Origin of the sequence: Thermus thermophilus (assembly GCF_019974155.1) — a bacterium.
Classification (GTDB): domain Bacteria; phylum Deinococcota; class Deinococci; order Deinococcales; family Thermaceae; genus Thermus; species Thermus thermophilus_C.
In genome coordinates this window covers 1,427,085-1,447,732 of sequence record NZ_AP025158.1, presented here as the reverse complement: position 1 = coordinate 1,447,732, position 20,648 = coordinate 1,427,085, and the positions used below count along the sequence as shown (strand labels likewise).

Here is a 20,648-nt window from a genome sequence, read left to right as displayed (position 1 = left end):
GATGAAGGCCATCCGCTATAGCCGCTACGAAGGCGGCCTGGAAGAGCTTTCCCCCGAGGAGATCCTCTCCCTCCTGGAGGACTTCCTCCTGGACTCGGGGTTTTCCGACCCCTTCCAGCGCTACGACCCGGACCCTAACCGCGCCCCCACCCTCGAGGACCTCTACGACGCCCTCCTCCAGGCCCTCCTCAAGAACGAGCTCGTCCCCGAGGACTGGCTCCGCGAGGCCCGCTTCGCCGACCGCAAGGAGGAGACGAGGCTCTACCAGGCCATCCAGGGGATGATCCGGAAACTCCAGGAGGCGGGCTACCTGCGCCTTCCCGGGGAAGACCCCACGGAGCCCGCCCAAGGGGGGTACCGGGGCGAGGCGGGGGAGGCCCGCCTGGAGCTCACGGAGAAGGCCTCGGACTTCCTGGGCCTGAAAAGCCTCCGGGAGCTCCTCGGGGCCCTGGGCCGCAACCCCCCGGGCCTCCACCCCACCCCCCACCACGCCCCCGGGGTGGAGAAGACGGGGGAGACCAAGCCCTGGGAGTGGGGAGACCCCTTGGAGCTCAACGTCCCCGAGACCCTCAAGAAGGCCGTGGCCAAGGGGCTGGAAGGCCTTTCCCACGAGGATCTGGTCATAGACCTCGCCGAGTACACCGCCAGCATGAGCACCGTGGTCCTCCTGGACTGCTCCCACTCCATGATCCTCTACGGGGAGGACCGCTTCACCCCGGCGAAGAAAGTGGCCCTCGCCCTCGCCCACCTCATCCGCACCCAGTACCCCGGCGACCGGGTCCGCTTCGTCCTCTTCCACGACACCGCCGAGGAGATCCCCCTGGCCAAGCTCCCCCTGGCCCAGGTGGGGCCCTACCACACCAACACCAAGGCGGGCCTGGAGCTCGCCCGGACCCTCCTTAGGAAGATGGGCGGGGAGATGAAGCAGATCATCCTCATCACCGACGGCAAGCCCTCGGCCTTAACCCTCCCGAGCGGGGAGATCTACAAAAACGCCTGGGGCCTGGACCCCTTGATCCTCGCCGAGACCCTCAAGGAGGCCACCCTGGCGAGGCGGGAAGGGATCCCCATCCACACCTTTATGCTTGCCCGGGAGCCCGAGCTTCTCGCCTTCGTGAAGAAGCTTTCCCAGATCACCCGGGGCAAGGCCTACCTCACGAGCCCCAGGAACATCGGCAAGTACCTCCTCCTGGACTTCCTCAACAAGAAGGTGCGGAGGAACTGATGGCCCCCTTGCGTTTGGCCCTTCTCCTAGAGCGCTTGAGGCGCCCCAAGGTTTTCCCCAAACCCCTCCCCGCCCTGGTGCGGGAACACCTCGAGGTGCGAACCTCCCTCTCCCTGGACCTTCCCTACTACGCCGCTCGGAAGGAGGGGGGCTACGCCCTCATCCCCTGGGACCGGTACATGGAGGAGGCCGAGAGGGCGTTGGAGGAAGCGGCCCGCCTTTAGCCCTTCCGCTCGGCCAGAACCCGGCCCTCCGTCAGGGCCCGCCGCGCCAGGGGATTGGCCTCGGCCTCCTTCGGGGTGTAGACCAAAAGGTCCACGGGAAAACCCAGATCGGCGAAGAGGGGAAGGTAACGCCCGGGGCGCTCCAGGAAGGGGGGAGCCTCCCCCACGAGAAGGAGGAGGTCGGCGTCGCTCCGCGGGGTCGCCTCTCCCCGGGCCAAGGAGCCGAAGAGGACCACGGCGAGGACCTCGGGGAAGGTGGCGAGGAGCTCGGCCGCCTTTTCTTCAAGAGCCTGAAGCAGCCTCTCCCGGTCCAGCCAGAACACTTTGACCGGACCGTAGGATTTCTCCTGCACAAAGGAGCGCATCCCGGGCCTCCTCCTCTCCATAGGAGTCTAGAGCCAGCTGTCCGGATAGCGCGTGGGGATGTAGAGCCGATCCAACACCAGGGCGCAGCGCCTGAGCTCGGGGGTCAGGCTGAGCCGTTCGTGAAGGCCGGCCAAGAGGTGGGTGAGCGCGTGGCCGAAGGCCTCGGCCCCCAAGGCGAAATAAACTGCTTTGAGGGCTTTCTCCGCCGCCTGATGGGCGGCGAAGCAAGCCCATTCCCAGTGGCCGAGCTCCAGGCTCTTTTGGGCGTGCTCAAGGTCCCGCTCGGCTTGCCGCATCCAGTCGCGCGCCCGGTTCATGCGCTTCCCCTGGAAGGGGCCTCCTGGGGCCTTAGGGCCTCGGCGATGAAGGCGGCCATCACCCCAAGCATCAAGCCCAAGGCCACAGCCAGGGCGAAGAGGAGACCCCGCCTGGGCGCCACCTTCTCGTAGATGGGGTAGGCGGGGGCCAGGATGGAGGCCCAGGCCTCCTGGTTGCTGGCGATCTGGATATTTAAGTCGGTGCGCTTCTGGGCCAGGGCCAGGTAGGCGTTCTTGGCGAGCTCCAGGGCCTGGCTTAGGGTGTCCTGCTCCACCTGGGCCCGGGCCACCCGGTCCTTGAGGATGCCGATGCGGGCGTCCACCTGGGCGATGCGGGCCTGAAGGGCCGCCTTCCTGGCAAGAAGCCTCGCCTCCTCCGCCTGGGCGTCTATGAGGGCCGAGCGCAGGCGCTGGTACTCGGGGTTGGGGTTGTCAAAGGCGAGGTCCTGGGCGGTGAGGGTGGCGATCTGGTCGTAGCGGGACCGGAGGGCCTCGTAGGCGGCCTTCTTGGTGTTGTACTCCAGGGTGATGGCCTCCTTCTCCCGCTCCTGGGCCGACAGGAGCTTCTTGAGGGAAGAGATGCGTTGGAAGATCGCTTCTTGCTCCTTAAGCAGGGCTTGCTCTTCGGCTTCCAGGGCCTTGATCTGACTGCGAAGGTTCACCGCCTGGGTAAGGAGGGGAGCGTAAACGGGATTGACCTCCTGCACGCTGAGCCTCAATCCTATCAGCGCGCTTAAGTCTCCTTTGGCCACGGCCGCGGCCAAGACGGGGTCGGCCACGACTTCGCGAACCACGTCCAAGACCTTTGGCTCTTTCGCCAAAGCGGCCTCCACCTCCCTCAGGGAAGCTTCTCTGGAGGCTTGCTCGGTGGCGATCTGGGCCAGACGCACCCCGATCTCCGCTAACTGTCCGGAAAGCCTATTTAACTCATTTTGCCACTCGGCGATCCGTTCCCTTTCCTTGAAGGCCTCGAGGGCCTTGGCCGCCGCCAGGTAGGCCTGCCGGGCCTTCTCCGTCTCCCCCTTCAGGGCGGTCTGGGCCTCCTGGAGGCGCTTGCCGATGATGGCGAGCTGCTCGGGGCTCGTGTTCAGGGGCACGAGCCGGGCCTGGCGGTCCGCCTCCCGGCTTAGGGCCTCTATCCGCCCCCGCACCGCCGAAAGGTCCCGCTCCAGGCCGGAAAGCTCCTGGTCCAGGCTCACCCGCTCCCCGGTCTTGGCCTCCAGCTCCGCCTTGTCCTGGGCGAGGGTGGTGGCCTTCTGGAAGGCCTCCCACCTCGCCTGGGCCTCACGGTAGGCCTTCTCCGCGGGGGCCACCTGCTCCTCGAGGGCCAGGAGGCTCGCCTTAAGGCGCTGCAGGGGGATCTCGTTCACCTTGCGCTTCACCGCCTCCACCCAGAGGTTCGCCGCCTTGGCCGCCACTTGGGGGTCGGGAGCCTTGACGGTGAAGGTCGCCACGATGGGGGGCACCTGGTTGGGGTTTGCCGCCTGGACCCTAGGGGAGATGTCCTTCACCTGAAGGTCCCGGAGCATCCGCTCCACGCCCCTGAGGTTCCCCTGGTCCTGCCAGCGGGTGGGAAGCCTCCCCTCCTTCCTCAGGGCCTCCCACACCCCCCCCACCACCTCCTCGGAGAGGGCCAGGGCCTTCAGGCCCTCAAAGGTGATGGGGGTGGCCTGCTGCACCTGGATCCTCTGCTCCAGCTGGGCCTGCACCTGCACCGGGGCCACGCTTAGGGTGGCGGTGGAGGCGTAGGTGGGCTCGGCGATGAAGAAGCCGTAGATGAGGGCCACCGCGCCGAAGAGGAGGGGAAGGGTGAGAATCCAAACCTTCTGGCGCTTAAGGATTTCTAGAATATCCCTTAGGGTAAGCTCTTCGCTTGGGGTTTCCACCATAACGGCCTCACTATACGGGATCTTCAGGGAGTTTTTCCGCAGGGATGCTGTTCGGCTTGTAAGTGGGAATCAGTTGCCTGAGAAGTTCTCGGATTCGGCGCTCGTCCCCGCGCCGGGCGGCCAGGTCAAGCTCTTCTAGGAGCCTGGGGAACTCCCGCGGGAGGGCGCTGGGTTTAGCCACCCATATCTTCTCGTGGTAGCTCGCTTCGGTTCCCTCCTCTGCGGTGAGGAGTTCTTCAAAGAGCTTCTCCCCTGGCCTAACCCCGGTAAAGACGATGTCTATGTCCCGGTAGGGCTCAAAACCCGCGAGCCGGATGAGGTCCTTGGCCAAGTCAAGGATTCTCACGGGCTCCCCCATGTCCAGGACGTATACCCTTCCGTTTTCTCCCATGCCCCCGGCCTGAAGCACAAGCTGGGCGGCCTCGGGTATGGTCATGAAGTAGCGGCGCATCTCGGGATGGGTCACGGTTACCGGCCCACCCCTCTTGATCTGCTCTAGGAAAAGGGGGACCACGCTTCCGCGGCTGCCCAGCACGTTGCCGAAGCGCACGGAGACGAAGACCTGCCCCGGGGCAGCCCTCGAGGCCCCCCAAGCCACCACCTGCTCCGCCACCCGCTTGCTCGCCCCCATCACCGAAGTGGGGTTCACCGCCTTGTCGGTGGAGATGTTTACCAGGCGCTCCACGCCGAACTCCAAGCAGAGTTTCACCACGTTGTGCGTTCCGCCCACGTTGTTGAGGATGGCCTCATCGGGCTGGACCTCCATTAGGGGCACGTGCTTGTGGGCGGCGGCGTGGAAGACCACCTGGGGCCTGTAGGCCTGGAAAACGCGGCGAAGCCGGTCTTGGTCCCGCACGTCGGCCACCACCACCTTGTACCTCAGCTCAGGCCACTGGGCCTCAAGCTCCTTCTCCAGGGAAAAAAGGCTGTTCTCTCCCCGCCCCAGGAGGACCACTTGCTCGGGGTGGAAGCGGGCCACCTGGCGTACGAGCTCGCTTCCAATGGAGCCCCCGGCCCCGGTGACGAGAACCACCCGGCCTTCCAGGTAGCCCGCAATCTCTTCCAGGTTGAGCCGCACAGGCTCCCTGCGGAGAAGGTCTTCCACCCGCACTTCCCGGATCTGCGAAAGCCCCACCCGGCCCGAGAGGATCTCGTGAATTCCTGGCAAGATCCGGTAGGACACCCCCACCGCGCGGGCCAACTCCACCACCTTGCGCACCACGGAACCGGGGGCCGAGGGAATGGCCACCAGGACCTCGTCCACTTCCAGGGCCCGAACCGCCCGGGGAAGGTCGTCCAAAGCGCCAACTACCCGGACCCCAGCGATGGTCTGGCCCCGCTTGTTGGGGTCGTCGTCCAGAAAGCCCACAGGGTAAAGGCCCGCCTCCGGGTGGCGGAGCATCTCCCGGACCACCATGGTGCCCGCCTCCCCAGCCCCCACGACGAGGACCCGCTTTTTGGTTCCTCCCTTGCCCCTGCCCTTTTTCTCTTCCCAGTAGAGGCGCACCCCAAGGCGCACCCCCCCCCATGGCCAGGAAGGCCAGGGCGCTGGAGATCAGGGGCACGCTTCGCGGCACGGGGAGGAAGCCGTCTAAGAGAAGACCGAAGACAAAGAGGATGGCGCCCCCCAGACCCACGGCCAAGGCGAGCCGTACCAGGTCCCGAACCCCCACCCGGCTCCAGGCCTGGCGGTGGAGGCCGAAGAGGGCGATGAGGAGGGCCTTCACCGGAAGGCCGAGGAGGGTGTAGACCCAAAGGGAAGCTTGATACTCAGGAGGGAGGCCCTCGAGGCGCAGGAGGAACGCCAAGGGCGCGGCCAGGGTCCAGAGAAGAAGGTCTACCAAAAACTTAATAGCCCCGCGCATACCGGGAATCATGCTACCCCCTTCAAGAGGGGGGGAAGGGGAAATCCGAACGTGGCCTAAGTCTCCGCCAGGGACCGAATGGCCTCTATGACCCGGTCCTGCTCCTCAGGGGTGAGGGAGGAGCCGGAAGGGAGGCAAAGACCCCGGGCAAAGAGGTCTTCCGCAACGCCGCCCCCTACGGTTTCCGCCCCGTGGAAAACGGGCTGGAGGTGAAGGGGCTTCCATACGGGCCGGGTTTCAATGCCTAGCCCCTCGAGGGCCTGCCGGATCTCTTCCGGGCCCCGGCCAAAGGCCTCCCGGTCCACAAGCATCACCGTGAGCCAGCGGGTGTGCCTTCCCCAAGGGGCCTCGGGCTGGAAGGAAAGGCCTGGAAGGTCAGAAAGCCCGGCCACGTAGCGTTCGTAGATGCGCCGCCGGGCTTGCACTCGCTCCTCCAGGGTCCTTAGTTGCGCCCGCCCCACCGCCGCCAGGAGGTTGCTCATGCGGTAGTTGTACCCCACCTCCCGGTGCTCGTACCAGGGCACCGGCTCCCGGGCCTGGGTGGCGAGCTTCCGGGCGTGGGCAATGAGCTTCTCGTCATTGGAAACCAACATGCCCCCACCTGAGGTGGTGATGATCTTGTTGCCGTTAAAAGAAAATATACCTGCGAAGCCGAAGGTGCCTGGGCTTTTGCCCTTGTAGGTGCTCCCCAAAGCTTCCGCCGCATCCTCAATAAGGGTCAGCCCATACTCTTGGCAAAGGCCTTGAATGGCGTCTATGTCCGCGCTTTGGCCGTAAAGGTGCACCAGCACCACTGCCTTGGGAAGCTTCCCCTTCTTGGCCCGGGCCTCCAGGAACTCGGCGAGGAGGCCTGGATCCATGTTCCAGGAGGTGCGTTCGCTATCCACGAACACAGGCTTGGCGCCCAAGTAGAGCACGGGGAAGGCGCTGGCGGCAAAGGTAAGGGTGGAAACCGCCACCTCGTCCCCGGGGCCCACCCCGGCCAGGATCAGGGCCAGATGGATGGCGGCCGTGCCCGAGCTCAGAGCCAGAGCATAGGGGGCACCCACCACCTCGGCAAACTCCTGCTCAAAGGCTTCCACCTGGGGGCCAAGAGGGGCGATCCAGCCTGACTCCAAGGCTTCTTGGAGGAACTGGACCTCGAGGCCGGAGAGGTGTGGAGAGGAAAGGTAGATGCGCTTCATCTGCCTTCACTCCTAATGATACTTTTCATCGAGAAGTTGCTCAAGAGCAGTTTCTATCTCTCGGAGTGTCTTTATTTCCACGTTAGGAGCATGCTCAGCGGAAGGAGGTTCAAGGGAACTGTATAGGCCCTCTTCGCGGCGCACACGGATAGTTCGCATACCTACCTGCTTGGCACCGAGGAAATCCTTTTGTGGATTATCGCCTACATAGACTGCTTCGAATCCGGAGACACCCAGCCGCTCAAGGACCACTTTGAAGGGATGGTGACTGGGTTTCCAGTTTTCTCTCCCCAACTCGTCGGAGAAAACAATGGCATCAAATAGATGACTGATGGAAAGGCTCTCTAGCTTTTTTTGCTGAACCGCCATATGTCCATCGGTAACAATCCCAAGTTTGTAAGTCCTTCGGAGGTTAGTCAAGATGATTTCAACCTCTGGGTAGGGCCGAATTTGCGGAGGGTGGTTTCTGTAAACTTGAACCATCCGGCAGACTAAGTCCTTACTGCAGATACCGCGGGACTCCAACCAGCGGTTAAAAGTGTTTCCGCGTACACCTTTTAGGAAAAGCTGGAGAAGTTCCGTAAAGGTTTCGGAGGACGGTATCCCAAGTTCTTTTTCAGCCCATTGAGCCACAGCGCAGAAGCCACTTCTGACGTAACTATACTCGGGGTAGAGGGTGTCGTCTAGGTCAAAGACGATGGCTCGGAGTTTGCTCATACTCCTCCCGAGTTAAGAAAAAGGCCTCATCAAATCGTGTCATATAGAGGTTGACCTTGTAGGTGCCTAAGGGCGGAATTTCTAAAGGAAGGCCTGCGGCTTGGGCTAGGTACCAATGAGGTGAGAGAACACCTGCAGCAATGCCCAAGGGAGCACCTCCTCCGAACCGTGCGTTGATTTCTGTAAACAGAGGTTTTCCTTCATGTAGGAAACACTGGACGTTTATGGGGCCAATGGCGCCAAGCGCTTTGGCAATATGCAAACTGTACTCTGCCACTTGCGGATCGTATACGGTTTTTCCCTTTGCGACCTCGCCAGAGCGAACCTCAATTCGTTGCCGGGAAACAAAACCCAAAACGTTTCCCTCCGCATCGCATATTATATCTGTGGTGATTTCTGGTCCGGATGTGTACTCTTGAATGATCGGATCTGAGACATAATCTAAGAAAAAGGAGAGTTCTTGGGTGTTGTGGGCTTTAAAGACACTTTTTCCTGCGCTTCCAAATCTGGGCTTAACGACCAAAGGAAAGCGCAAACTTTCTTCTTTCCGAATGTCTTGGGGAAGCCAGGAGCGGGGAGTGGGAACACCGTTTTTGACGAAAAACTTATATGTAGCCCATTTATCTGCTGCAATTAAAGCTGATTCCTCCGGCACGACCATTACGCGGGCGCCCGTTGCTTCTAATGCTAGGCGGTTTCGGGCCAAAACAGGGATATCAGGATCTATTAGAGGAAACAAGAGATGAATTTTCTCTTTTTGGCAAATTTCTACAAGTGCAGGAACGTAATCCGGATCAGAAACTGGAGGAACAAGATAAGAGCGGTCTACTACTCGAAGTGCTGGCGCTAACGGATCTATGTCGGTAGCCACGATACGCCCTTTCAACCCCAAGTCTGCGTAAGCCTGCTTGAAGGCACGTAGGAGTTGAACCCTACGGCCTGCACTTGTGAAGAGAATGTTAACCGCTTTTTGCTTCATCGGTTACCTCCTTCTTTTGAACTACCTGAAGCCCCCGCTGAGTTCCCCTGAACTCCGGCATGGTAGCGTGGCCCTCGGCGCTAATCCCCTCCCGCCGCAGCACCTTCACCAGGGTCATGAGGAGGATTTTAATATCCAAAAGCAGGTTCCAGTTGTCCACGTACCACACGTCAAGCTTGAACTTCTCTTCCCACGAGAGCGCGTTCCTCCCGTTCACCTGCGCCCAGCCGGTGATGCCCGGCTTCACCTCGTGGCGCCGGGCCTGCTCCGGGGTGTACCGCTCCAGGTACTCCATCAGGAGAGGCCTCGGGCCCACCAGGCTCATCTCCCCTTTGAGCACGTTGACGAGCTCGGGAAGCTCGTCCAGGCTGTGCTCCCGCAGAAACCTACCCAAAGGGGTGAGGCGCTTTTCGTCCGGCAGAAGGTTCCCCTCGGCGTCCCGCTCATCCGTCATGGTGCGGAACTTGTACATCACAAAGGGCTTGCCGTGGAGGCCAGGCCGCACCTGCCGGAAGAGCACGGGTCTCCCCATCTCCCGCCAGACCCTGAAGGCGAGGTAAAGCATCAGGGGACCAAAGGCGATGAGGCCAAAAGAGGCCCCCAGCAGGTCCAAAAGGCGCTTCAGCGTCGGCGAACGGAGGAGGCACACGGGGTTCATTTTATTCCAAGCTCGCTCAGAAGGCGAGCATTGATCTTGTGGGCGTCAAAGCGCTCCTCGGCTAGCTTACGGCTTTCCCGCCCCATCCGCTCCACCAGGGAAGGGTCTTGGATGAAACGCTCCATGGCCTCTGCCAAGGCTTCTGGGTCCCGAGGGGGTACCAGAAAGCCGTTGACCCCGTCCACCACCGTCTCCCGGCACCCCGGGGCGTCCGTGGTGATCACGGGCCGGGCCATGGCCAGGGCCTCCTGGGTAGAGCGGGGCACGCCCTCCCTATAAGAAGGAAGCACGTAGACGCTCGTCTGCCGGAGGTAAGGCCGGACGTCGTCCGTCCAGGGAATCCACTCCAACACCCCTTCCTCCACCCAAGAGCGTACCTCCTCCTCGGGAATCGCGCCAGGGTTGGTGTCCAGAGGGCCAATGAGGAGGAAGCGCGCCTTGGGGTGCTTGGCCTTGACCCGGCGGGCTGCCTCGGCGAACTCCCGCACGCCCTTCTCCTTCAAAAGCCGAGCGATGAGGGTGAAAGTGAGGGGCTTAAGGTGTGGCGGGGCGGGGGGCCACTCCTCCAGGGGCACCCCAATGCCCCCCAGAAGGACTGCCTTTTCCGGCCGCACCAGGCCCTGGGAGACGAACTCCTGGAGGTCGTCCGGATTGAGGAAGAACACCTTGTGGGCGAAGGCGAAGCTTAAGCGGTAGAGCACCTTGAGGACCGCCCTCACCAGCCGCTTCTTTAGCGTGTCCTCCCCGGGGGTGAAGGCAAAACCCAGCCCCTCCACCACCGCCGCTCGTAGAGGCACCCGCGCCAGGGCCGCCGCCAGGATGCCGTAGACGTTGGGCTTGGGCTGGAAGGTCAAAACCACCTTGGGACTTAAGCGGAGGAAAGAGAAGGTTAAGGCAGCCAGAGTTCTGAGGTCTCCAAGAGGGTTCACGCCCGTTCGGTCCAGGGGGTAGCTCTCAACATTGCCTTGGGAAAAACCCTCCACGGCCCGCCGTAGCTCGGGTGTCCAGTCCGGGGCGAACAGGGCAAGATCATGCCCTTGCTCCCTTAGGTACTTTACCAGGGGACCACGAAAGTGGAGAAACGTGGGGGCATAGGGGACAATGATTGCAATTTTTTTCATTTTAGATCGCACTTCTTCTGGTAAAGATCTTTATAAAGGGCTTCCCACCGACCCAAAAGCGTTTCTAAACTATAGTTTTCTTCCACCCATTTGCGACCCTCAACGCCCATGCTAAGCTGCTTTTCCTTGGGTAAGCTTTGCAACCTCTTCATTGCCTCGGCTAGGGCGCTCGGGTCTCTGGGCGGCACTACGTAGCCAGAAACGCCGTCCCTGACCACTTCCCGGACTCCCCCCACGTCCGTGCTGACCACGGGCAGACCGGAAGCGTGGGCCTCGAGAAGAACCATGGGCATCCCTTCCCAGGCAGAGGAGAGCACATAAGCATCTGCTGCGCACATCAGGGCGGGCACGTCCTTGCGCAACCCCAAAAATCGAACCGAGGCTTCTAGACCTAAAGACCGGACCAGGTCCCGTAGCGACGATTCCAGGATCCCCTTCCCCACTACGAAGAGAGTCGCCTTAGGATGGGTCTTCACCACCAGGGCGAAAGCCTGTAGAAGGGTAGGGTAGTCTTTGGCCTCCTCGAGCCTGCCCACGGCGAGCCAGAGGAAGGCTTCCTCGGAGAGGCCGAGCGCCTTGCGCATCTCCTGCCTGAGGGCGGGGTCGGGCGCGAAGCGCTCAAGGTCTACCGCATTGGGGACATACCTCAGCTTTTTTGGGGGAGCGGCTCTGCCCTCCAGGTAGCGGCGGTAGCCTTCCAGGGACACCTGGGTGGTGAGGTCGCAAAGGGGGTCCGTGAGACGGTAAGCGAGGTGCACGGCCGACTCCGTGCGGAACCCACGGCCAACTTCTATGGTGTTGTGGGCCGTGCAGACCAGGACAGGCACTCGGACGAAGAGGCGTGTAAGCCGGGCCAGGAGGTTGGCGTGGATCATGTGGGCGTGGACCACGGAGGGCCTGAACTCGCGCAAGACCCGGGAGAACCGCCACAAAGCCCTGGGGTCGGGCACGCCCCTGGTCATGCCAAGGGAGTCCACGGGGACTCCCCCTTCCCGCAACTCCTCGGCGAAGTCCTCCGGGGGCAACATGCTGACCACCCGGACCTGCCACCCCCGGCGCTTCAACCCGGACGCAAGAAGCAAGAGTTGGGTTTCGGCACCCCCGCGAGCCAGGCCGGTAATCAGCATTAGGATTTTCTTTTCCATAACATTACCCACCTGGTAAAATCCTCATTCTACGCATGCTCAGGTAAAAGACGCGAGCCGAAGCCAGCAAAAGAAGGCCCATAAATACAAAGTAAATCGCTTCTTGGAAAGCCCATACAAAATCTATCCGGTTTAAATTGAAAGCTTGGGGAAGAAGGAGAGCATAAACGATGCCCCGATAAGGCAAAGGGCCTTTTCGCACCCAGGTCTCTAATTGACCCGAAAACCAACCCCACAGGAGAAAAATCACAAAAGGGGACCAGGCGCTTAGTCCAAAGTTCAAACAAGCTTCGGCTAGGGGGCTAAAACCGAAGCCTATGGGGAAGGGAAAATCTAGGGGTAAATAGCTGACATACACATAATCGCTGAACTTAAAACTCAAAGACTCCCATTTTTCACCCGGATAAAGGCTACGAGGAAGCAAATTGGGTAGTGCATAAAAATAACTTATTCCCCATAAAGGAGCCCCACTTAGAGACCACCAATTAGGATCCGTAGCGGTCACAATCAGAGTGATGTAAGGCCCCATAAACTCATTGGAGGAGGGCGCAAACCAAGACCAAGAGAAGTTTTCGGCGATCCAGGACCCAGCATCTCTAAGGCTTAACGTACCACCGAGAAGCATCGGAAGCATCCACCTCACGTTCCCAAAGGCGGAAAACAGCAAAATAACCAAAGTTATCACAAAAAGAACTCTCAAACTCAACTTAAGAGAGAGGCCCCGGTAAACGTGCGCAACCCCCAGTCCCACTAGAAGGGTGTAAAGAATAAATCTACGATCACCCTGTATAAGCAAGTAAACAAGCCACAAACCGACCAAAGCCATCAAAAGTAGGCCACGAAACCTTTTATTTCCTGCATAAATCCAGCCAAGTATAGCCACAGCGAGCCCCGAAAAGACGAGAGGGGAACTAGGCAGACTTCCCCTATTCTCCGCTAGAGCCACAAGTCGTTCTCCGCGAGGGGTAATAATGGCTTGCAGACCTCCTACTCTCGTTAGATCTAACAAGGAAAGAACCATTCCCAGGAGAAAAGCGCCTATGCCCAGGTAATAGAGCCAAGCGTACATGTCCGATGATGTTCGCAACCGAGGTGAAAGGCAAGTTTTATTCAATGGCGCACCAAAGAGGTTGGCATTAGTAAGATGACTTTTTAAAAGTCCTATAGCAAAAGCCAGCAAAGCCACATTGGATAAAACAGATATAAATCCCAAGGGAATCTCACGACCCCAAAGAACGCTTTCTACTTCTTTAGAGGATGCTAAGCTATCAACGCCCGCTAAAAGACCTTCTAAAGTAGGACTCAATGTGTAAAGAGCAAAGAACGTAGCAAAAAGAAACGAAAAACTGGCCAAATTCCCATCCTTCAAAGTAAAAACCACGTACCACGCCAACAACGAACCTAGAATGGCAAGCGCCACGCTTAATCGCTCAAGAGAAAGGACCCCAGCAAGGCTGGCGCTGGTGGCTAGAGAAGCTGATGTTACAATTAAAAACAGTACCGCCCTTTTAACTCGCATTTCTGGTGATCTCTTGGATTATATCCCAGTATTCGCTCACGGCCTTTCGGAGGCCGAATCTCTCTATGGCGGACTCGCGAGCAACCCTCCTCTCGCCCTCTGAGGGGGGCTTAAGGAGAACCTCCACCATGGCCTGAGCCAATGCCTCCTCGTTTCCCACGGGCACTAGTATACCCCATCTTCCCCCCTCCAAGATCTCAGCAGGACCATAGGGACAGTCAGTAGCCACCACGGGAACCCCCAGGGCCAACCCCTCTATGAGCACCGTGGGCAGAGCCTCGTATAGGGAACTCAAGACCAGGGCCGAGGCCTTGGCCATATAGGGATAGGGGTTGGGGACAAACCCCGGCATGTCCACGTGTTCCTCCAGCCCAAGGCTTCGCACCAGGCCCTCGAGGCGAGCCCGCTCAGGCCCTTCTCCCAGAACGAGGAGGCGGGACTCCCTTTCCCTCCTGACCCTGGCGAAGGCCCGGATCAAAAGTTCAAAGTTTTTTTCCGCGACCAAGCGGCCCACGGCTAAAAAAACAGGCGGCCCTCCAGGCAGTAGCCACGGATGTTCAACAGGTTCTTTGGCCTTCTCGAAAAGTTCGTCCTGAATTACGGGATTATAGATGACCCGAATCTTGTCCTTGGGAAGGCCGAACCCCTCTACCAGCTCCCTCCCAAGACCCCTGGAAACGGCTATGACAGCCTCGGCCCTCCTGTAGGCCCCGCCCATCAAGGAGCGCACCATTTGTTCGTTCAACCGTAAATGCTTGTTGCGGTAGCTCGCTTTCAAGGGAACATGCTCTGCGACCAGCACCTTTGTTGGAACTCGTGCCACTTCTCGCGCCCAGACCGCCACAACGTTGGCGTGGCTCAGCGAGGAAAGCAAGACAAAAGGGTTTTCTCTCTTCAGGTAGGACACCAAGGCAGGGAAAGATGTCAGCACCCTGGATGCCCTTAGATCGATCAGGTTGACGCCTCGAGGGACCATTTCAAGGTAAGGCCCTTGAGCCCTGGCCAACACCAGATCCACCTGTGCGCCCTTTTGAAGAAAACCCGTGGCGAGAAGAAGGTTTATCCTCTCGGCGCCGCCGCCATCCAAGGAGGGTAGAAAAAGGGCGATCCTCATCTACTCCCCAACTTACCCGCTACGCGAAAGAGCTTCACTAACCACTTTGGCCTCGAGCCCGGGTAGATGCCCATAAAGGCAAGTTTTTTTGCTATTGGTCTAGGTAGAAGCGCCGTGAGGAGAAACCAGAGCGCCAACCTGAGCCGGGACCAAAAAGAGGGCATATAGGGGAATCGGGCCGCAGCCCAGATGCCCCGGAGAGCGGTTAGCCCCCGGCTCGCCCTAAGAGAGGGGTCCTGGGGAAAGAGGAGGGAAGCGGCCATCTCCGCCTTGGCCTCGAGGGGATTTGCGTAAACCCTGATCCTCGTTCTTTCGTCTATTACGTGATTCTGCCTGAGCGTCTTCTGAAGGCGATTTATTTTTAGCTGTTGAATCAACTTGCGCTCTAACTTTTCCGCATCTTCTTCGCCAAGGTACCAAAAGTTTCCACCGTGCAAGCGATAGTACCCTAACACCTCGTCAATGGAAACTACCTCTCCGTATACCGCAGCCAGCGTGAGCAAGTAGGAGTCTGCGGCGATCCGCCACTCCGCCTCGGGCATGGGGAGTATCTTTTCCAAAAACCAGCGGCTGAAGGCGTTGCCGCTTGTGGGCGGCGAAGGGTAGTAGCCCCACTTGAGGACGACCTCCCTAAAGTTCCCCGAGGGCATGGGGCGCTCCCCCGGCCAGGTGGCGGGCAAGGGACGCAAGTCCTCCGTGACAAGCTGGAGGCGCCACTGGACTTTAGAGAGTTCAGGCTTCCAGACCGCGATGGCCCTCTCCACGGCGTGAGGAAGGAGGAGGTCGTCCGCATCTAGGAAGATGACGACATCCCCCTTGGTGAGGGCGAAGCCCGCGTTGAAGGCCGAAGCCTGCCCGCCGTTCTCCTTGAACAACGCGCGCACCCGCTCTCCGTAGCCCGCTATCACCTCGCGAGAGTCATCGGTGGAGCCGTCGTCCACCACGATGACCTCGGTGAGGGGATAGATCTGCCCCAGGGCGCTCTCGATGGCATCTTTTAGGAAACGCCCGTAGTTGTAGTTGTTGATGACGATGCTGACCAGGGGAGTTTTAGTGCCGCTACTTTCCATGCTCGCCCTCCTGGAACATGATCTTCACACCCGATGTCGTGCTTGACGTGACCTCTCTCCAAAGCTTGGCCAGCTTGGCCCGACTGAAGGGGGCAAAGAAGACCGCCGCCATAGGAAGTAGTGCCCAGAGCCCGAGGGACTGCCAGAATAGGGCGATACCTATCGAGGAAGCCCACAACAGGGCGACCCTCTGGTCCAGGGGCCCCACTGCCCGAACAGCGTACCTAGAGACCACCACGTAGCTGAGGAGGGCCAAAACCTCCGCCCATCCATAGCCTAAAAGGCCCCACTCCCTGACCCCTACCCAGGAGGAGAGGGCAAAAAGCGCCACATGAAAGAAGTGAAAAAGCGTCACGTCCAAGTTGCGCCGCAGGACGTAGAGGGCCGAGGAGTGCATGTTAAAGACTGCATTTACGATGTAACCCACAGCGATGAAGGGGAAGAGGAGGATCACGGGCATCCAAGACGGGCCGAGCAGGCTGGGGACCAAATATGGCCCTACGAAGGTGAACACCAAGAGGGGAAGGCCCGTTGCCAGCACCTGTAGCTCACTCGCCTCCACGATGGCTCTGGCGAGTTTTGGTTTATCGCTCTGCACTCTGGCGAAAGCGGAAACCGAAACACGCCAAGCGACCGCCTTGACGAAGGCGATGGACTCCACCAGACGTGTGGCCAACCCGATATAGCCCACTTCCGTCGGACCCAAGTACTTTCCAACGATCAAGGGAGCGACTAGACCTCGTAGTTGCCAAACCCAGATGGACGAGGAAAAACCCAGTCCATAGCCCACCATGTCCTTTAGCTTCCACCAGTCCCACGACGGACGGAGGGGAATGGGGACGGCCTTCCGTAGACGGAAGAAGACCCAAAGCTGCTGGCCCCACCAACCCCAGACTAGGGCCCAAACACCGAAGCCCCGGTGGGCCAGGAGCAAGGCGATCGCATAGTAGACGAGTTGCCCTCCGAGCTCTACCAGGGCGACCCTTTTGAAATTCAGCTCGCGCTCTAGGTAGGCCAAGAGGGGCAACGTGGCAAGCCCCAAGGGCAACCCGGCGAAGACGGCGAGGGCAACGGCGGAGAAAGCCTCTAAGGCCAACCACCTCTCCAAGAGAGGAAGAGCGACCGTCACCAGGAGGGCGAGCACCGTGCCCCAGACCGCGAGAAAGGTAAAGGCTTGCTGGAAATCTTCGGGGGTGCTTCGGCCTTCCCGGCGCACCAGATAGACCCCGACCCCCATCTGCCCTACGCTGAACAGATAGGTGTATATCCCCAGGACCAGAGAGTACAGTCCGTACTCTTTCGGGCCGACTTGCTTAAGGAGCAACGTCAAGCCCAAAAGGCTTAGGGCTATCCCCAGCCCCTGCCGGAGGACGAGGTAAGCTCCTCCACCCAGCACCTGGGCCCGCAACCCGTTACCTGGAGCCCTATCCTCCATGGCCCAATTCCCGGACGATCTCCTTAAAGTAGGCCACGGTCTTCCGCAGTCCCTCCCGAACGGGCACCCTGGGCTCCCAGCCCAGGAGCCTTCTGGCCAGGGCGATGTCGGGGCGGCGCTGCTTGGGGTCGTCCTGGGGCAGGGGCTTGAAGACGATCTCCGAGGGGCTTTGGGTGAGTTCCTTGACCAGGCGGGCCAGTTCCAGCACCGCGTACTCCTCCGGGTTCCCCAGGTTCACCGGGTAGGGGTAGTCCACCTCCATGAGGCGGCGGACGCCTTCAATGAGGTCGTCCACGTAGCAGAAGGAGCGGGTCTGGCTCCCGTCCCCGTAGACGGTGAGGGGCTCGCCCCGGAGGGCCTGGACGATGAAGTTGGAGACCACGCGGCCGTCCTCGGGGTCCATACCGGGCCCGTACGTGTTGAAGATGCGCACGATGCGGACCGGGACCCCGTGCGCCCGGTGGTAGGCGAGGGTCAGGGCCTCGGCGTAGCGCTTGCCCTCATCGTAAATGCTCCGGGGGCCGATGGGGTTCACGTTGCCCCAGTAGGTCTCGGGCTGGGGGTGGACCAGGGGGTCGCCGTAGACCTCGCTGGTGGAGGCGAGGAAGAAGCGGGCCCCCTTCCTCAGGGCCAGGTCCAGGAGGTGCCGGGTGCCCTCGGCGTTCACCAGGAGGGTGGCGATGGGGAGCTTGAGGTAGCGGGGAGGGGAGGCGGGGGAGGCGAAGTGGAGCACCCAGTCCAGGGGGCCCTCCACCTCCAGGGGCTGGACCACGTCCGCCCGGAGGAAGGTGAAGCCCGGGTGGCGCCTTAGGCGTTCCAGGTTCCGCCCCTGGCCCGTGGAGAGGTTGTCCACCCCCACCACCTCGTGCCCCTCCCGGAGGAGGCGCTCCGCCAGGTGGCTCCCCAAAAACCCCGCAGCTCCCGTGAGGAGGACCCGCACTAGACCCTCACCCCCTCCAAGGTACCCAGGGCAGGCACCCCCAGGCCCACGTAGCGGTACCCCAGGGCGGCCAAGGCCTTTCCGTCCAGGAAGTTCCTCCCGTCCACCACCAGGGGGATGCGGACAAATCCCTTGAGCTCCCCCCAGGGCCAGGTGCGGTACTCGGGCCAGTCCGTGGCCAGGACCACGGCATCCGCCCCCTCCAGGAGGGTCCTGGGGTCCTCGGCGTACTCCAGGGGAAGGGCCACCTCCCGCTTCGCCCGGGGGAGGGCCACGGGGTCGTGGGCCCGCACAAAGGCCCCCCGCTTTAGGAGAAGCTCCGCCAGGGCCAGGGCGGGGCTTTCCCGGAGGTCGTCGGTGTTGGGCTTGAAGGCGAGGCCGAGGAGGGCGATGGTCCTGCCCTTCAGGGTCTTGAGCTCGGCGAGGAGCTTTTCCACCAGGAGCTCCCTCTGGCTGAAGTTCACCGCCCGGGCCGCCTCGGTGATGGGAAGGCTAAGGCCGTACTCCCGGGCCATGGCGAGGAGGGCCGCCGTGTCCTTGGGGAAGCAGCTTCCCCCCCAGCCGAGCCCCGCCTGCAGGAACCGGGGACCGATGCGGCTGTCCAGGCCGATGCCCCGGGCCACCTCGCGGATGTCCGCCCCCACCCGCTCCGCCAGCCGGGCCAGCTCGTTGATGAAGCTGATCTTGAGGGCGAGGAAGGCGTTCGCCCCGTACTTGATGAGCTCCGCCGAGGCCAGGTCTGTGGTCACGAAGGGGACCGCCCCCATGTGTTCGGGCCGGGGGAGGAAGGGAGGCGGGGCGAAGCTCTGTTCCAGGATGGGCTCGTAGAGTTCCCTAAGCACCTCCAGGGCCCGTTTGTCCTCGGCCCCCACCACGATGCGGTCGGGGTAGAGGCTGTCGTAGAGGGCCTGGCCCTCCCGCAGGAACTCGGGGTTGGAGGCCACCGCTAAGCGGCCATCCGGCTCGCCCCCGTGGGCCTCCCGAAAGGCCCTCCGCACCAGGGCCTCCACATAGTTGCCGCTCCCCACGGGCACCGTGGACTTGTTCACCACCACGGTGAACCCCTCCCCCAGGTGCCGCCCGATGGCCCAGGCGGCCTCCCGCACCTGGGAGAGGTCGGGGGAGCCGTCCTCCAGGGAAGGGGTGCCCACGGCCAGGAAGACCACCTCCGCCTGGGGGATGGCCTCCTCGTACCGCGTGGTGAAGGAGAGCCGGTCCCGCACCAGGGCCAGGGTCTCCTTAGCGTGGGGCTCGTAGAAAGGCGGCTCGCCCCGCTTAAGCCCGGCCACCTTGCCCTCGTCCAGGTCCACCCCCACCACCTCGTGCCCCACGTAGGCGAGGCTTAGGGCGGTGGTGAGGCCGACGTAGCCTGTTCCAATGACGGCAACCTTCATAGCTCCCTCTACTTTCCCCGTTCTAGCACGTAAGAGGTGCGGGCCAGGCCAAAAGCGCACCTCACCTTTCCACGAGCTTCCGCGCCTCCTCCAGAAGCGCCCGGACGAGCTCGGGGCTTTGGGCCTCCACGTAGATCCGCACCACGGGCTCCGTGCCCGAGGCCCGGAAAAGGACCCAGGCCTCTTCATAGAGCCACTTCACCCCGTCCAGGGTGTCCACCCCTTTGGGGGTGAGGCCGGCCAGGGGGCGGGGTTCGCGGAAGGGGGTGAGGTCCAGGGGGGCTTCCAAGGGGAGGTCCAGGCGGTCGTAGGCGTGGGTGAGGCCCGCGAGGGCCTCCACCTCCTTGAACTGCTCGGCCAGGTCCTTCCCCGTGGCGGCCACGCTCTCCAGGAGAAGGAGGCTTGTGAGGATCCCGTCCCGCTCGGGGAGGTGCTCGGGGTACCCCACGCCCCCGGACTCTTCTCCGCCGATGAAGCAGTCCCCTTTGAGGAACTCCTCCTTGATCCACTTGAAGCCCACCGGGGTGGTGGTGACCCCGAAGCCGAGCCGTTCCCCCAGGCGGTCCAAAAGCCAGGTCACGGCGAAGTTCTTCACCGCCCGGCCCTTATGGCCCTTGCGGAAGCGGTAGAGGGCCAGGGTGGTGAGGACCTGGTGGGGGTTGAAGAAGATCCCGCCGGGGAGGACCACCCCCACCCGGTCCGCGTCCCCGTCCGTGGCCACGGCGAAGCTCGGGGGGGTCTCGGGCCCCAGCACCGCCAGGGTCACCCCCAGGTTCTTGGGGATGGGCTCGGGGTTCACCCCGTGGAAGAGGGGGTGGGGCTCCTCCCGGATGGGCCTCACGGGGATCTCCAGGCCCACGTGGCGGAGGAAGCCCTTGAGGAAGCCCGCCCCCGCCCCGCCCATGCTGTCGTGGTAGAGGACGCCGGGAAAGGCGGAGAGGGCCTTCAGGTCCAGGTGGGCCTTCAGGGCCTCAAAGTAGGCCTCCCGGAGGTCCAGGGTCTCGTAGGCCCCCTCCAGGGCCCGGGCCTCCTCGGGGACCAGGGCCTCGATGGCCTTGGCCTCCTCCTGGGCAATGGGCCCCCCGGTGGCGTCCTTGAACTTCACCCCGAGGTAGGGGGGCGGGTTGTGGCTTGCGGTGAGCATGGCCCCGCCCACCGCCCCAAGGTGGCGCACGGCGAAGGAGAGGAGGGGGGTGGGGACGGGGCCCTGGAGGAGGGCCACCTTCAGGCCCATCCCCGCGAGGTGGCCCGCCAGGGCCCGGGCGAAGGCGTCGGCGAGGAAGCGGGTGTCGTGCCCCACCACCACGAGCCCCCCGCCCCGCTCCAGGAGGTGGCGGCCGTAGGCCTCGGCCAGGCGGTGGAGGGTGGCGAAGGTGAACTCCCGGGCGATGACCCCGCGGAAGCCTTCGGTGCCGAAGCGGATGGGCGCGCTCATCTCCATGGAAGCATAGCACACCCTCTCCCTGCCGGGAGTGGGGGTGCAGTA

General features: G+C 62.0%; 19 protein-coding genes. 2 read left to right on the top strand and 17 right to left on the bottom strand.

What is annotated here, in order from left to right:
* The first annotated feature begins 1 nt into the window (after position 1).
* Both TthTMY_RS07765 and TthTMY_RS07760 read left to right on the top strand, forming a co-directional pair.
* Positions 2-1,225 carry a vWA domain-containing protein gene (locus tag TthTMY_RS07765; protein ID WP_096410856.1) on the top strand — a complete coding sequence of 408 codons (1,224 nt, stop codon included), beginning with the start codon at positions 2-4 and terminating at the stop codon, positions 1,223-1,225.
* Positions 1,225-1,449, top strand: coding sequence for a hypothetical protein (locus TthTMY_RS07760; protein ID WP_096410855.1), 225 nt, complete (start codon positions 1,225-1,227; stop codon positions 1,447-1,449). Before TthTMY_RS07765 ends, TthTMY_RS07760 begins: the two co-directional genes overlap by 1 nt.
* Here TthTMY_RS07760 and TthTMY_RS07755 read toward each other — a convergent pair.
* The 17 genes from TthTMY_RS07755 to TthTMY_RS07675 all read right to left on the bottom strand — a co-directional run bounded on the left by TthTMY_RS07755 (position 1,446) and on the right by TthTMY_RS07675 (position 20,597).
* The gene (locus tag TthTMY_RS07755; protein ID WP_223903150.1) at positions 1,446-1,772 is read right to left on the bottom strand and encodes a nucleotidyltransferase domain-containing protein; all 327 of its coding nucleotides are present in this window, start codon (positions 1,770-1,772) and stop codon (positions 1,446-1,448) included. The two genes, TthTMY_RS07760 and TthTMY_RS07755, sit on opposite strands and share 4 nt — an antisense overlap.
* Positions 1,773-1,841: 69 nt before the next feature.
* Complete coding sequence (locus tag TthTMY_RS07750; protein WP_223903149.1) at positions 1,842-2,132, bottom strand: HEPN domain-containing protein; 291 nt, start codon at positions 2,130-2,132, stop codon at positions 1,842-1,844.
* The gene (locus TthTMY_RS07745) at positions 2,129-4,021 is read right to left on the bottom strand and encodes a Wzz/FepE/Etk N-terminal domain-containing protein (protein ID WP_172844628.1); all 1,893 of its coding nucleotides are present in this window, start codon (positions 4,019-4,021) and stop codon (positions 2,129-2,131) included. Before TthTMY_RS07745 ends, TthTMY_RS07750 begins: the two co-directional genes overlap by 4 nt.
* Positions 4,022-4,031: 10 nt before the next feature.
* Positions 4,032-5,540: a polysaccharide biosynthesis protein gene (locus TthTMY_RS07740; RefSeq protein WP_223903148.1), complete on the bottom strand. Its 1,509-nt coding sequence runs from the start codon at positions 5,538-5,540 to the stop codon at positions 4,032-4,034.
* A gap of 402 nt (positions 5,541-5,942) precedes the next feature.
* Entirely contained in the window at positions 5,943-7,070 is a 1,128-nt protein-coding gene (locus tag TthTMY_RS07735; protein ID WP_096410852.1) for a DegT/DnrJ/EryC1/StrS family aminotransferase, read from the bottom strand.
* A 12-nt stretch (positions 7,071-7,082) separates the two neighbouring features.
* Positions 7,083-7,787 (bottom strand): HAD family hydrolase, encoded by a 705-nt coding sequence (locus TthTMY_RS07730; RefSeq protein WP_096410851.1) that lies wholly within the window; start codon positions 7,785-7,787, stop codon positions 7,083-7,085.
* The gene (locus TthTMY_RS07725) at positions 7,759-8,766 is read right to left on the bottom strand and encodes an ATP-grasp domain-containing protein (protein WP_096410850.1); all 1,008 of its coding nucleotides are present in this window, start codon (positions 8,764-8,766) and stop codon (positions 7,759-7,761) included. The genes TthTMY_RS07730 and TthTMY_RS07725 overlap by 29 nt, the downstream gene beginning before the upstream one ends.
* On the bottom strand, positions 8,747-9,424 hold the full coding sequence (locus TthTMY_RS07720) for a sugar transferase (RefSeq protein ID WP_096410849.1): 678 nt from the start codon (positions 9,422-9,424) through the stop codon (positions 8,747-8,749). The genes TthTMY_RS07725 and TthTMY_RS07720 overlap by 20 nt, the downstream gene beginning before the upstream one ends.
* Positions 9,421-10,545 (bottom strand): glycosyltransferase family 4 protein, encoded by a 1,125-nt coding sequence (locus TthTMY_RS07715; RefSeq protein ID WP_096410848.1) that lies wholly within the window; start codon positions 10,543-10,545, stop codon positions 9,421-9,423. Before TthTMY_RS07715 ends, TthTMY_RS07720 begins: the two co-directional genes overlap by 4 nt.
* Positions 10,542-11,690, bottom strand: a complete 1,149-nt coding sequence (locus TthTMY_RS07710; RefSeq protein WP_096410847.1) for a glycosyltransferase — start codon at positions 11,688-11,690, stop codon at positions 10,542-10,544. Before TthTMY_RS07710 ends, TthTMY_RS07715 begins: the two co-directional genes overlap by 4 nt.
* Before the next feature lie 4 nt (positions 11,691-11,694).
* A complete protein-coding gene (locus TthTMY_RS07705) occupies positions 11,695-13,110 on the bottom strand; it encodes a hypothetical protein (protein ID WP_157745775.1) in 1,416 nt (471 codons plus the stop codon).
* A gap of 88 nt (positions 13,111-13,198) precedes the next feature.
* A complete protein-coding gene (locus tag TthTMY_RS07700; protein WP_096410846.1) occupies positions 13,199-14,323 on the bottom strand; it encodes a glycosyltransferase in 1,125 nt (374 codons plus the stop codon).
* On the bottom strand, positions 14,320-15,393 hold the full coding sequence (locus tag TthTMY_RS07695) for a glycosyltransferase family 2 protein (protein WP_096410845.1): 1,074 nt from the start codon (positions 15,391-15,393) through the stop codon (positions 14,320-14,322). Before TthTMY_RS07695 ends, TthTMY_RS07700 begins: the two co-directional genes overlap by 4 nt.
* Positions 15,383-16,828 carry an oligosaccharide flippase family protein gene (locus TthTMY_RS07690; RefSeq protein ID WP_096410844.1) on the bottom strand — a complete coding sequence of 482 codons (1,446 nt, stop codon included), beginning with the start codon at positions 16,826-16,828 and terminating at the stop codon, positions 15,383-15,385. Before TthTMY_RS07690 ends, TthTMY_RS07695 begins: the two co-directional genes overlap by 11 nt.
* On the bottom strand, positions 16,818-17,768 hold the full coding sequence (locus TthTMY_RS07685) for a UDP-glucuronic acid decarboxylase family protein (RefSeq protein WP_096410843.1): 951 nt from the start codon (positions 17,766-17,768) through the stop codon (positions 16,818-16,820). The genes TthTMY_RS07690 and TthTMY_RS07685 overlap by 11 nt, the downstream gene beginning before the upstream one ends.
* Positions 17,768-19,162 (bottom strand): UDP-glucose dehydrogenase family protein, encoded by a 1,395-nt coding sequence (locus TthTMY_RS07680; protein WP_096410842.1) that lies wholly within the window; start codon positions 19,160-19,162, stop codon positions 17,768-17,770. Before TthTMY_RS07680 ends, TthTMY_RS07685 begins: the two co-directional genes overlap by 1 nt.
* A 61-nt stretch (positions 19,163-19,223) precedes the next feature.
* Positions 19,224-20,597: a phosphoglucomutase/phosphomannomutase family protein gene (locus TthTMY_RS07675; RefSeq protein WP_223903147.1), complete on the bottom strand. Its 1,374-nt coding sequence runs from the start codon at positions 20,595-20,597 to the stop codon at positions 19,224-19,226.
* Between the last annotated feature and the right edge of the window lie 51 nt (positions 20,598-20,648).

What these genes read in the sequence shown, in the direction of transcription:
- TthTMY_RS07765 (WP_096410856.1), top strand. Translation starts at nt 2, where the DNA reads ATGAAGGCCATCCGCTATAGCCGCTACGAAGGCGGCCTGGAAGAGCTT.
- TthTMY_RS07760 (WP_096410855.1), top strand. Translation starts at nt 1,225, where the DNA reads ATGGCCCCCTTGCGTTTGGCCCTTCTCCTAGAGCGCTTGAGGCGCCCC.
- TthTMY_RS07750 (WP_223903149.1), bottom strand. Translation starts at nt 2,132, where the DNA reads ATGAACCGGGCGCGCGACTGGATGCGGCAAGCCGAGCGGGACCTTGAG.
- TthTMY_RS07745 (WP_172844628.1), bottom strand. Translation starts at nt 4,021, where the DNA reads ATGGTGGAAACCCCAAGCGAAGAGCTTACCCTAAGGGATATTCTAGAA.
- TthTMY_RS07735 (WP_096410852.1), bottom strand. Translation starts at nt 7,070, where the DNA reads ATGAAGCGCATCTACCTTTCCTCTCCACACCTCTCCGGCCTCGAGGTC.
- TthTMY_RS07730 (WP_096410851.1), bottom strand. Translation starts at nt 7,787, where the DNA reads ATGAGCAAACTCCGAGCCATCGTCTTTGACCTAGACGACACCCTCTAC.
- TthTMY_RS07725 (WP_096410850.1), bottom strand. Translation starts at nt 8,766, where the DNA reads ATGAAGCAAAAAGCGGTTAACATTCTCTTCACAAGTGCAGGCCGTAGG.
- TthTMY_RS07720 (WP_096410849.1), bottom strand. Translation starts at nt 9,424, where the DNA reads ATGAACCCCGTGTGCCTCCTCCGTTCGCCGACGCTGAAGCGCCTTTTG.
- TthTMY_RS07715 (WP_096410848.1), bottom strand. Translation starts at nt 10,545, where the DNA reads ATGAAAAAAATTGCAATCATTGTCCCCTATGCCCCCACGTTTCTCCAC.
- TthTMY_RS07710 (WP_096410847.1), bottom strand. Translation starts at nt 11,690, where the DNA reads ATGGAAAAGAAAATCCTAATGCTGATTACCGGCCTGGCTCGCGGGGGT.
- TthTMY_RS07700 (WP_096410846.1), bottom strand. Translation starts at nt 14,323, where the DNA reads ATGAGGATCGCCCTTTTTCTACCCTCCTTGGATGGCGGCGGCGCCGAG.
- TthTMY_RS07695 (WP_096410845.1), bottom strand. Translation starts at nt 15,393, where the DNA reads ATGGAAAGTAGCGGCACTAAAACTCCCCTGGTCAGCATCGTCATCAAC.
- TthTMY_RS07690 (WP_096410844.1), bottom strand. Translation starts at nt 16,828, where the DNA reads ATGGAGGATAGGGCTCCAGGTAACGGGTTGCGGGCCCAGGTGCTGGGT.
- TthTMY_RS07680 (WP_096410842.1), bottom strand. Translation starts at nt 19,162, where the DNA reads ATGAAGGTTGCCGTCATTGGAACAGGCTACGTCGGCCTCACCACCGCC.
- TthTMY_RS07675 (WP_223903147.1), bottom strand. Translation starts at nt 20,597, where the DNA reads ATGAGCGCGCCCATCCGCTTCGGCACCGAAGGCTTCCGCGGGGTCATC.